The following is a 12259-nucleotide window of genomic DNA, read 5'->3' as shown; positions in this document are numbered from 1 at the left end:
CGGCTGGGGACTGTTAAAATCCCTCGGTTGACTTTTCGAGTTCGCGTGCCGAGCGCAAAAACTCTTCCACATCCATCTCCTTGAAATACAGCAGGCCATGCGTGGTGCGCAACCTGGGACTTTCGTTCTGATAAAAGAACGGTTTGCCCAGCAGCAGTTGCACCTGCCTGAGCTGATCTACCCAGATGCGTTTCGACAGGTCGGAAAATTTTCCGTCGTGGCGGTAGCTGGGGAAGGAGGCGTCCACCTGGCTCAGATAGCAGTTGGTAAAGGTGTAATCCATGATGCCCATGGCATTGAGCGAAACGGGTACGATGTGCGTGGCTTCGGCCGCATGAAACTGATACCACACATTGCGGTAACCCCAGATGCGCAGCTGGCTAAGGTCTTTTTCCTGTCCCCAGAGGCGGATGGCGTCGGCTATGGCCTGAAGCACCTTGTAGTGGGTGTCGGGGCCGCTGCCTTCCGGATCGAAGGCCAGACTGATCACCGTGGGCTGAATGCGGCGCAGCTCTTCCAGTATGGGCAGCACATCGCGCTGACGTTCAGGTTTTTCCGTAAATATGTCGCCGGTATAGAAGCCCAGTCGCAAATGCCGTACTTCATTTTTCGTCATGCCGAAGCAGGCCCACACCAGTTCTTCTTCAAACTCGCGGATCATTCCCTTCAGGGTCTGGATTTTGGGGGGCATTTTGGCGCCGTCGTAACTGTTGCGTGCCACCGAGAGCACATCATGGATGGTATCGCGGAGCTGGTTCTCGTTTTTCACGCTATACACCTCGATCAGGTTGCGCACCATGCGGTGGGCAAATCCTCTGCGGCGCTCGATCTCCTGTCCCGAAGCCACCTTGATCAGGTAGTGATACACATCTTTGTCATATTTATGTTTGTAGCCCCGTTCGAAGAAATCGGGGTATTTGACCATCTGAATCTCTTCGCGGTCGAGAAAGTAGAGTACGTCTTCGAGTTTCTGAATCAGAAACTTGTTGGTGACGGCCGTGAAGCCAGAGGTGAGCACACTGAAGTGGCTGCGGTTGGTTTCGTTGCGCGAGAGCCGGTGGATGTGTGGCAACAGCCCGAGCATGATGTCGTCGTGGTGCGGGCCGGTGTGGTAAAATACCTGGTTTCCGAGTGGGGCGGTACCCTTCTCGATTTTTTTGGTGATGCTATCCATTACCTCGCTCACCGTATTGGCATTCAGGCCGGGAATGAGGCGGCAATAGGGATCAGATTTGAGGTCGTCCATTGTGAGGCGGTCGGCAAACTTGTTGATCCTGCGACACAGGTCGAGTACCGCCCGCTCTGTTTTTTCCTGTGTCCACGGACTGCCGGTGTAGTAGTGTTCCATGGCATCGCTGAGCATGCTGGCTGCACCTGTGGTCAGGTAAAACCTGGCATGAGGCAGGCGGGTGAGGGCAGTTGCGGGATACATGTTCGAAGGGGTTTCTTCCAGCGCATCGCGCACCATCGGGGCTTTGGCTTCGCCGGCGGCAAATATGATGGCCACAGCCTCCGGATTGTAGGTGATGGTTTGCAGTCCGATGGTGATTACCAGCCTGTTGCGCGACACTTCGATGCCGCCAAGGTCGCCGGCTGCCACAGCCTGTGTCTCGAAATTGGTGGCTGTGAGGCGGGTAGTGCTGTGGTGGTCTGAGCCGCGGGTGTTGAAAGCAATATGCCCGTCGGGACCTATGCCTCCCAGAAAGAATCCGATGCCCCCCATTTCGCGGATTTGCTGCTCGTATTGGGTGCACCAGTCATCGATCATAAAGATGGATTTCTGCTGAATTTCCTCCAGGCGGGTTTTGGGTTCGCGGTAACGCAATCCCAAATCCACAATGGTATCGGGAAAGACCTTGCTGAAATGTCTGCCTTCCCATAATGGTATCTCGTCGCAATTGATCAGCAGGCTGCGTTTGGGGTTGAGGCCAAAACCCCTGATATAGAAATTGCTCACGTAGTTGTAAAAGCTGTTGTGCTGTGCGGAGCTGATTGGGTAAAACTCGTCGATCTGCACAAATCGAAGCAGGTCGAGGCGGGGTTTTTTGTCCAGCAACAGGCCGTTGTCCCTGCGCAGTTTTTCGCCTTCGCGGCTGTTCCAGTTTTCGAGGATCTGCTGCGTCCATTTGATGAAGTACTCAGGGGTTTTGCCGGTAGGCAGGCTGATGACGCCCTCGGGATGATCGGCCACCCATTCGAGAAAGCGCAGTGCGGTGAGCAGCCCAAGTTTGGGGAAATTGTCCACCGTGATGTAGGGAATGTTCACAGGATGTTTTCGGGGAATGTGGCAGCATACGGCGCGTTCTACCGGGCTCAGGGTTTCCGGCAGGATAATTTTTTTGTTCATGGTGTGCTATAGTTCGTTTTGTGGGTGATTTCTGATTTGATTAATGCAAATGTTGCGGTAATAGTTGCGGTGATTTTTTCCGGGTCTTTGACAGCCCCAGGGGGATTTTCAAAATTTAAAAAATACATGTATTTGGAAATGAATTATTTGCATCTGATTTGCCTGAACCTGACCGCATTTGCCCTTTGGTATGCATTTTCAAATGTGCTGCGAAATAAAAAATTTTTTTACTTAAGTATAGGTAAGTTTTTAAAAAATTTAATTTTGGTGTGAAGATTTCATTAACACCCCTCGCAATGAAATTACACAGAAGCGTGATTCTTTTCCTGGCATGCATTGTTGGCTCGTGGGTCGTTCAGGGGCAGTCGCTGGTTTGGCAGGAACAAACCGGACAATACAGCCTGCCGGCTGGTGTGCAGTTGTTTAAAGGCACCAATCCTGCCGATCCGAATTTTTTAGCCTATTATTATAAGGTGGACATGGCAGTGCCTACGGTTGGTGTACGTCCTTACCTTGTGGCCAGTCCGGCCCAGGTGCATCAGCTTTCGGCCCAGGTGGGTGCCTACGGGGCCATCAACGGCGGATTTTTTTCAGGTGGCACCTCGGTTTCGTCTGTGGTTTATCCCAGTCAGGTGAAAGCCATCAATGTGACCTCGGTGGTGCGCAACGGGCAGAACTATCCGCTCGTCCGGCCGCTGTTTGCCATGGAGCAGGGACGTCAGCTGGCCACGCGCTGGGTGTATCATCATTCCTACAATTTTGATGATATTTATTACTACGCCCAGCCTTTGCCCTATGCCTGCAATGCGCCCAACCCGCTTCCGGCGCCAACCAAAGCCGAGGGGACGCAATACAGCAACATCCTTTTCGGGCTGGGAGGCGGGCCGCAACTTGTCAAAAACGGTCAGGTGAACATCACCTATTGCGAAGAGATATTCTGGGGCAGTGGCATCCTGCTCACCGACTACAGGCCGCGCACGGCTGTGGGGCGCACGGCCGACAATAAAGCTATCTTGTTCATCAGCAACAACCTGCGCATCCCCGACCTGGCAGAGATTATGCTTTCGCTGGGCTGCAGCGAGGCCATCAACCTCGATGGGGGCGGCTCGACGGCCATGGCTGCGGGCAGCCAGAGCCTGTACAACCAAAATCGCGCTGTGCCCACCATCCTGGCCATTGTGCATGCCGATTCGCTCAACATACCGCCCACACCCACCTTCACCAAAATTATCGACACAGGCGATGAGGGTGTGACCAGTGCGGGCAACTGGTTCCCCACAGCCAACCCCGGATCGTGGCAAACGCCTTCGATGCTTCATGCACTTGGTACGGCCAGCCAGTATTACCGCTTTCCGCTAAACCTGCCCGCTCCGGGACAATATGAGATTTATGGCTGGTGGACTGCTGCTGCCAACCGTGCCACCAACACGCCTTTTGTAGTCACCCACGCCGGTCAAACCACCACTGTGCCCATGAACCAGACCCAACAGGGCAGCACATGGGCTTATGTGGGCAGCTTTCAGTTCAACGCTACGCCCGACGAAAACATCACCATTACCGCGGCTGCCACTTCCGGCTCGTATGTAGTGGCCGATGCCATACGTATTGTGTCTTACGATCCGAGCCTCAACCTGAACATCATCAATAGCATTGCACCTGTACCCGGCATCAGCGTTCCGCTGGGGACAAGCAAGCCGCAGGCACTCGCACAACTGAGTCCGCAAACGCAAATCACTACCACCCTCAACCAGGTGTTTACTGTGGACCTCCTTTGGGATGCGCCCGATTACAATGGCGACCTGCCCGGCACCTACCTGGCCACCGGCATGTTCGAGCTGCCCGAAGGGGTGTTGCAGAGCAACCCGCCCATCCTGCTGCAGGTGTCTGCCCCCATCGAAGTTCAACAGCCTTCTTCGCTGGGTCAAACGGCCTTCCAGGGAATCAATCTGCGCAAAGGTGCAGCGGCCGGACGTTACGTCCTGTCGGGACAAACAACTGAACCCATCGAGCTGCTCATCCTGGCTGCCGACGGACGGATTGTGCAGCAGTCACGCCTCAGCGGCAGCTTTAGCCATCTGATTGACATTCAGGCATATGGAAGCGGGATGTTTATCGCCGTGCTCAAAGGCGCCCCGGGAACAAGCTATTTCAAAATGTTGTCATACTGATACTTTTAGACGATGAAAACAATATTCAATAAACCGCAGGACGAAGCTGCTTCCAAAAACCGCAACGCACAGCGTAAGCTCAGAATCATACAGGCCATCTCGCAACAAGGTGAGGCCATCACCATACCCGAGATCTGCAAAAAGCTCGACGTCAGCATTCCAACCGGCATCAAGCTCATGAACGAGCTTCAGGAAGAGGGCCTGATCAAAGTGGTTGGAAAGAAAGAAAACCAGAACGGTCGCAAACCCTTGCTTTATGCGCTCAACGATCCGAACTTTTTCGCCATTGCTGTCGAGGTATCCATTAAGCGCATTTCGGTTGCCATGGTCGATCCGGGGCTCAATGTGCTCAAATACAGGCAAAAAACAGACTTCAAGCTTGAAAACACTGAAACTTGTCTTGAAGAAGTGGTCGCCTTTGTTCAGCAATGTCTCGACAATTGCGAGGTAAAAGAAGACACCGTGCTGGGCATGGGATTCGGCATCACCGGCCGGGTGAATACCGAAAGCGGCAGGTCGATCACCTATTTCAATTTTCTTGAGCAACCGCTTGCTGCATATCTTTCGGAGCGTTTCAACACCCCGGTTTTTATCGAAAACGACACCCGTTGTCTTGGCATTGCCGAAAAGAACCTCGGACACGCCATGAATGCCAACAATGCAGTAGTCATCAACCTGAGCCGAGGTCTGGGTACTTCGTTGATAATCAACGGAAATCTTGTAAGCGGTTCAGCAGGCTATGCCGGTGAGTTTGGTCATATGCATTTTGGCAAGGGCGAAAAGATGTGTTTGTGCGGAAAGGTGGGTTGCCTGGGCACCATGGTAGGTGGTCATGCGCTGGAAGAGCAGTTTATGCAACAGATTTCCGAAAGTCAGCCCTCGCTCCTTGCCGGAGAAATTGGGGATGGCGTGCGCTACGATCAGATTCTTGAGGCCGCGCTCAAAGGCGACCAGCTGTCGATCAGGCTCATCCAGCAGATGGGGCGTGACCTGGGTTATGCCCTGGGCAACATCATAAACCTGCTCAATCCGGAGCTTGTGGTGCTGGGCGGAAAATTTGCCAAGCTTGGCGCCATCATTCTTGATCCTGTCCGGTCGGGCATGGCCGAGTCTGCGCTCATCAATCCCCTGAAAATGTGCCGCCTCGAGGCATCTGTTCTGGGCGATATGGCGCTTCTCAAAGGGGTGGCATCGCTGGTATTTGAGCATTTCGAGCTGTTGCAGAACCGCAACGTCGAGAATCCCGTCTATTTCTGACAAACCAGAACCAAAACAATAACATTTCACAATTAACCAGACACGGCATGAAAGAATATTTGAAAAACATCGTCCTGGTGGTCCTGATGCTGTTTGGTGCCGGGCTTTATGCGCAGCGGCCACTGAGCGGGGTGGTGCGCGACACCGAGGGCCAGACCTTGCCAGGTGCCAATATTGTGGTAACCGGAACCCTGGTGGGCACAACCACCGATTTTGACGGCAAGTTTACCCTCGAATTGCCGGCCGGCCGCGAAGAGATCGAAGTGAGTTATGTGGGTTATACCCCCCGGCGCATCAATGTGCAGGGCAGAAGCCAGGTTGAGGTTGTGCTGTCGGTAGCTGCGCAACAGCTTCAGGAGATGGTGGTGACCGCCTTGGGCATCAAACGCGAATCGAAAGCCCTGGGGTATTCGGTGCAACAGGTGGATGCTGCCAACCTGCAGACAACCAACCGCATCTCGCCCCTGACCGGGCTTGCAGGCCAGGTGGCCGGATTGCAGATCAGCGAATCGGGCAGCGGAGCAGGGGGGTCGCAGAAGATCCTGATCCGTGGGGCCAACTCGCTGACAGGCAGCAACGACCCTTTGTTTGTGATTGATGGTGTGCCGGTGGATAACTCAGGCGGCAGTTCGGGCGGCCTCTTTGGCGGTTTCGACTATGGCAGTGCCATCAACAATATCAACTTCGATGATATCGAGAGCATCTCGGTGCTCAAAGGTGGTGCCGCCTCGGCACTCTATGGTGCACGTGGCCAGAATGGGGTCATCATCATCACCACCAAAAGCGGCTCGCGCAAAGAAGGCCTCGGGGTGAGCTATCAAACCCTGTTCAGCACCCAGCATCCCCTTATCAAACCTGATTTTCAGACATTGTATGCCCAGGGTTCGGGAGGCAATTTCGGCCAGCTCAACCCGCGCAGCTGGGGACCGAAGATGAGCGGCCAGACCGTGACCAATTTTCTGGACGAAAATCAGACCCTCAATCCGGTGGAAAAGCATCCTTATGATGAGTTTTTCCGATACGACTTCAACATGGATCATTCGCTGAGCATCGACAAAAGAGGCGAAACCAACGCCATATTTTTCTCGGCCTCGTGGAACCGCAACAATGGCCTGATCCCCACCAACCGCTTCGACAAAAAGTCGTTCAACCTCAGGTACGAGTCCAGGCTTTCGGAATTTCTGACCTTCGATGCACGTGCCAACTACATCAACCAGTCGGCCCGCAATCGTCCTAATCTGGCCGGCTCGCCCGACAACCCTATCTATCTGTTCAACCTCAAGCCGGTTTCGGTGGGTCTGGACCAACTCGACCCCTATCGCACTGTGGCCGGATATCCCGTGGTCTGGACCAGCCGCTACCGCCGCAACGACGACGGCAGCCTGAGCCTGAACCAGGACCCGGTGTTTGCTTCTTCTCCCTTGCTCAACAACCCCTACTGGGCGGTGTACCGCAACACCAATGCCGACCGTCGCGACCGCATGATGGGCTTTGCCAGCCTGAACCTCGACCTGAAAAAACTCCTCGACCTGGGCTTCGACCTCAGGCTGAGCACCAAAGCCGGCCTCGACTTCTATAACGACGAACGCCAGCGCATCACTGCCGACAAGACCTATTACAAATCGGAAGGCAAAGCCACAGGCAGCTTCCAGCGACTGCAGGTGATGGAAGGCAACTACGACTTCCTGCTGAGCGGAAGCAAGCAGATGGATAAATTTTTCCTGAGCATCTCGGGAGGCGGCAACATCATGCAGCGCAGCTTCCGCGGCCTCTCTGCCTCGTCGGAAAGCGGACTGATCAACGAATACGGCCCCTATGTGATTCAAAACTTTGTGAACCCCGTGGTGTCGAATGGCCTGACGGATATCCGCATCCACTCGCTGTATGCCATGCTGAGCACCGACTACCGCCGTATGGTCTTCCTCGATCTGACCTTCCGCAACGACTGGACCTCGGTGCTTTCTCCAAAATACTGGTCGTATCAGTACCCATCGGTTAGCCTGAGCTGGTTGCTCAATGAAACCTTTGCCCTGCCCGAAACCATCGACCTGTTTAAGCTTCGCGCTTCCTGGGCCGGAGTAGGTTCGGGCGGCAACATTGCCGGCCAGCGCTACTTTCAATACGGCACCACACCTAACCAGTTCAACGGTCTGCCTTATGGTTTCTTCAATGCCGACAGGCCCGAACCCAACCTGCGCAGCGAATACACTGTGAGCAAAGAGGCCGGGGTGCAACTGGCCATGTGGAAAAACCGCCTGAGTGCCGACCTGGCTGTTTATCAAACAGGTACGCGCAACCAGATCTTCAACAACCCCTTGCCACCCTCCTCGGGCTTCAACTCTGGTTTCATCAACTCAGGCTTTGTCAACAATACCGGTATTGAGCTGGCTGCCAACTACAAAATTATTTACAAGCCGCTTATGCGCTGGGGGGCAGGTTTCAACTTCACCCGCCAGTGGAGCAAGGTGCAGGAACTCAGCGACCAGATTGATCTGATCACGCAGGGCGGTGTGGCCGGCATGCGTGTGGTGGCCCGATTAGGTGAGCCGGCCGGCGTGATGCTGGGAACTGCTTTTGAGCGCGACGCGCAAGGACGCATTGTGCTCGATTCGGAAAACCTGCCAAGGCTTAAAACAGCTCCCTCGGGCGCCATTCTCGACGACAATGTGATCGGCAATGCCACCCCCAAATACCTGATGGGCCTCAACAGCCAGTTCGAATACAAACGCTGGTTTGCCAGCCTGCAATTCGACAGCAAGCTCGGTCACCAGCTGTTCTCGGTGACCAATATGGTCGGCGCAGAATACGGCACACTCGGATTCACCACCGAAGGTCGCGACGAGTGGTACCGGGCAGTTAAACTGGCCCAGGATGCCGGCGACCCGAACATCCGTCCCGAAGACTTCAACCTGGGCTTCCGTGTGACAGGAGTGAAAAACGGTGTGGAAGGCACCTTTGCCGTTGACCCTCAGAAATATTGGGACCGCGTGTCGCGCATTCACGAAGCTTTTGTGTATGATGCCTCATATATCCGCTTCCGCTCGGTGAACCTTGGCTACAACTTTGGTAGCCAGCAGCTTAAAAACACCCCCTTCAGCGAGCTCGCGATATCGGCTTTTGCCAACAATATCGCTTATCTGATGCGCAAAACCAAGAACATCTCCCCCGAGTCCACCTTTGGCACCGGCAACAATCCGGGATATGAAATCTACGCATACCCCGAGATGCGAAACATGGGACTTAGCCTCAAACTGTCATTTTAACCTCAGATACGAAAGCCATGAAAAACAAGATATTATCCTTTGGTTTGGTTGCGCTGATGTTGGCAGCCTGCACCAAAAACTTTGAAGAACTCGACCGGCCCAAGACCACCAGCACCCGCATCGACCCGGCGCCGCTTTTTACACGATCTCTGGTCACAGGTTCGGGCCTGAGCGTAGGCATCTGGCAATGGATGCACCAGATCAGCGGATCGGTTTATGCCCAGCACTTTGCCAACATTCAGGTAGGAGCCAACTTCACCTCCGACAACTATGAGCCCCGTGCCTGGAACGAAGTATGGGAATGGTATTACTCGCGTGCCAACTTTGCCCCTATGCACTACAACTATCACGTGATGAACCTCTCGCGCGAAATCGAAAATCCCATCAAAGAAAATGTGGCCCGCATCTGGAATGTGTATCTGGTGCAGCAAATCACCGATATGTACGGCGATATGCCTTATTTCAAGGCCTTTAAAGAAATTAAGCCGCCTTTCGACAGCCAGAAAGACATTTACCTCGACCTGCTGAAAGAGCTGCGCGAGGCTGTGGCCAACATCGAGAAATACCAAAGTTTTGGCTACCCGGGTTATGGGCCTGCCGATGTGCTTTATCAAGGCAATCTGGATAACTGGAAACGCTTTGCCAACACACTTTATTTGCGTATTGCACTGCGGGCATCCAACACACCGGAATTTGCATCGCAAATCCTTCCCGGACTGCAGCAGATTGACCCGGCCCTGACCATTGCCAGCCTGCAGCAGGCGGCCAGAATTATTCCCGACCCGGCCGGCCCCACCTACCATGTAAAAAACCCGCTGGCTTTTGTAGCCGGTTGGGATGAGGTGCGCCTGAGCAAGACCATGTTCGACATTCTCAACAACCTGAACGATCCCAGGCTGTTTGTGTTTGCCGCGCCAAATGCTGCCGGTCAGTATGTGGGTTTGCCCAACGGCCAGCCCCACTCGCTGCTAAGCGAACAGCGCGACAGCCATTTCAAACCCGATTTCTGCGACATCGGCCCTTACTTCCTGCAGGAGCGCACCCCGCATGTGCTGCTCAGCTATGCCGAAAGCTGTTTCCTCAAGGCCGAAGCTGCGCAGAAAGGCTACCTGCCCGGCAGCGCCGAAGCTTTTTACAACGAAGGCATCGTTGCTTCGTTTAATCAGTTTGGCATCTTTGGCAGCGATACCATCAATGCCTATCTGAATGGACCGGCCAGGTTTGATCCGGCCAGGGCTTTGGAGCAGATTTACACCCAGCGCTGGATAGCCCTGTACCCCAACGGCCATGAGGCCTGGAGCCTGGTGCGCCAGACGGGCGTGCCCCAGATGCGCCAGCCGGTGTACACCTTCCCCGGCAACGAACAGATGCCCAGGCGCAAACCCTTTCCCGACTACGAACGCCAGAACAATGCCGACAACTACAATGCCGCAGTGGCCCGTATGGGAGGCGACAGCCAATACACCCGCGTTTGGTGGGATGGCGGCAGGTAAACTATGAATCCAATCACTCACCCCAAAAAATAAACCTATGATCAAGAACCGATTAGTCAACTGGATGGCGATGCTGCTCATCGCTTTCACCACCATCGTCGCATGCAAAAAAGACGATCCCAAACCCGAACCCAAAGAAGCCAAGATCACCAGCTTTGCCATCACCAATGCCGGACAGGCAGGCAATGAGCGCGTGGAAGGCGTGATCGAAAACCTCAACATTCTTGTAGAAGTGCCTTTCGAGACCAACCTCACCGCCCTCATACCCGACATCAAAGTTTCGGATGGCGCACAGGTGGTTCCCGCTTCCGGAACGCCTCTCGACTTTACCCAGGCTCGTAACTTTGTGGTTACCAATGGCGAAGCTTCGAGCACTTACCGCGTCACCGTCGAGAGGGCAGCTCCAACTTCGGGCGTTATATCTGCAATCAGCTTCAAGTCGTACAGCTCGGGCGAGACGTATCCTTCTGAGATCAACCAGGGCGAGAAGCGCATCACTGTGACCATCAACGTACTGCAGAACCTCAAGGCGGTGATCAGCCAGATCAGCCTGCAACCTGCCGGAGCTACTTATACGACTTCGGGCCAGGGCGATACCCTTGACCTGAGCTCGGCCAAAACCATCACGGTATCCTATGCCGGCACCAACACCGTTTACAATGTGGTGGCCAATGTGATTCAGGCTGGTTTCGACCCCACCAAGACCACGGTGCTGCTCGACCGCAGCGGCAAATCGGGTCTGGTGCCTTCGATCATCAACAACGAAAACACCCGCAGCCTGGCATTCGACGGACGGTATGTGTATGCCGCCTCGCGCAAGGATGGCAACCATCTCTATGTGTGGGATATGAATGCGCCAACGGCTGACCCGGCCGAAATGCCCCTGACTGATGTGGTTTCGGGGGGCACCTGGCTGCTCTCGGATGTGCGAGTGGTGGATGGTAAGATCTTCCTCTCGAACATGGTGATGAACCCCGAGCAGGTGTTTAAAGTGTACAAGTGGGATGGACGCGACGACCCCACAACTGAGCTTGTGCTGAGCTATACCGTTCCCGCATCGAACATCCGTCTGGGCGATGCCATTTCGGTAATTGGCAACCCACCCCAGAACGGCTACATCTTCGCCAGCAACTTTGCCTGGCCCAACAATGCCAGTGAGTTTTATGTCTGGAGCTTTAACAATGGAGAGGTCAGTGGTCCTTCCATCCTGCCCATCACGCCCACCGTGGCTTTGCGCATGGGGCAGTATGGTCGCGTGAGCCCTGTACCCGGCGAAGCCGATAAGCTGCTTGTGACCGGAGCCGAAATGGGTGTGGCCGTAATGAAATTCGACGGCACCTTCCTCTACGAATCTTCCGAACCCATGATCCAGTCGCGTTCCTACGATTTCCGTATCTGGGAATACAATGGCGGCCTCTACCTCTCCTACGTAGTCAACCGCGAATGGGAGGGTTCCACCGCCGAAGACAAGGGTATCTATTACGACGTAATCAACATTACCGAAGGCACTGGCATTGTTCAGAAACTCAGCAGCCTGAACAACAACAACATAGCCCAGAAACGCGTGTTCCGTCACAACTTTGGGGCTGCAGCCGCTGTGTGGGTAGGAGCCACACACCAGGTAGGCTTCGGCGCCGATGGCAAACCCAGGGCCATGAGCTTCGGTCTGAACAATGGATTTATTGTACACCAGTTTTCGAATTAGTTATTGACCAAAAATCAGGTTGGCGG

The 12259-nt window shown here is 54.4% G+C and carries 6 protein-coding genes; 5 read left to right on the top strand and 1 reads right to left on the bottom strand.

Annotated features, from left to right (window positions below):
- Positions 1-13: 13 nt before the first annotated feature.
- Positions 14-2260: a glucosamine-6-phosphate isomerase gene (locus IPM52_09580; protein MBK9291861.1), complete on the bottom strand. Its 2247-nt coding sequence runs from the start codon at positions 2258-2260 to the stop codon at positions 14-16.
- 383 nt (positions 2261-2643) lie between these two features.
- On the opposite strand from IPM52_09580, the gene IPM52_09575 reads away from it, so the two are divergent.
- Genes IPM52_09575 through IPM52_09555 form a run of 5 tightly spaced genes read left to right on the top strand, consistent with a single transcriptional unit; the run spans position 2644 to position 12233 of the window.
- Positions 2644-4515, top strand: a complete 1872-nt coding sequence (locus IPM52_09575; protein ID MBK9291860.1) for a phosphodiester glycosidase family protein — start codon at positions 2644-2646, stop codon at positions 4513-4515.
- Between the two features lie 12 nt (positions 4516-4527).
- Positions 4528-5772, top strand: a complete 1245-nt coding sequence (locus IPM52_09570) for an ROK family protein (protein MBK9291859.1) — start codon at positions 4528-4530, stop codon at positions 5770-5772.
- 47 nt (positions 5773-5819) lie between these two features.
- Positions 5820-9035: a SusC/RagA family TonB-linked outer membrane protein gene (locus IPM52_09565; protein MBK9291858.1), complete on the top strand. Its 3216-nt coding sequence runs from the start codon at positions 5820-5822 to the stop codon at positions 9033-9035.
- Between the two features lie 17 nt (positions 9036-9052).
- Positions 9053-10528: a SusD/RagB family nutrient-binding outer membrane lipoprotein gene (locus tag IPM52_09560; GenBank protein MBK9291857.1), complete on the top strand. Its 1476-nt coding sequence runs from the start codon at positions 9053-9055 to the stop codon at positions 10526-10528.
- A 37-nt stretch (positions 10529-10565) separates the two neighbouring features.
- Positions 10566-12233 (top strand): DUF4623 domain-containing protein, encoded by a 1668-nt coding sequence (locus IPM52_09555; protein ID MBK9291856.1) that lies wholly within the window; start codon positions 10566-10568, stop codon positions 12231-12233.
- The last annotated feature ends 26 nt before the right edge of the window (positions 12234-12259 follow it).

The sequence above is a fragment of the Bacteroidota bacterium genome (assembly GCA_016715945.1).
GTDB lineage: Bacteria > Bacteroidota > Bacteroidia > Bacteroidales > F082 > JALNZU01.
This window is presented reverse-complemented; position numbering and strand designations above follow the sequence as displayed.

What these genes read in the sequence shown, in the direction of transcription:
- IPM52_09570 (MBK9291859.1), top strand. Translation starts at nt 4,528, where the DNA reads ATGAAAACAATATTCAATAAACCGCAGGACGAAGCTGCTTCCAAAAAC.
- IPM52_09560 (MBK9291857.1), top strand. Translation starts at nt 9,053, where the DNA reads ATGAAAAACAAGATATTATCCTTTGGTTTGGTTGCGCTGATGTTGGCA.
- IPM52_09555 (MBK9291856.1), top strand. Translation starts at nt 10,566, where the DNA reads ATGATCAAGAACCGATTAGTCAACTGGATGGCGATGCTGCTCATCGCT.
- IPM52_09575 (MBK9291860.1), top strand. Translation starts at nt 2,644, where the DNA reads ATGAAATTACACAGAAGCGTGATTCTTTTCCTGGCATGCATTGTTGGC.
- IPM52_09565 (MBK9291858.1), top strand. Translation starts at nt 5,820, where the DNA reads ATGAAAGAATATTTGAAAAACATCGTCCTGGTGGTCCTGATGCTGTTT.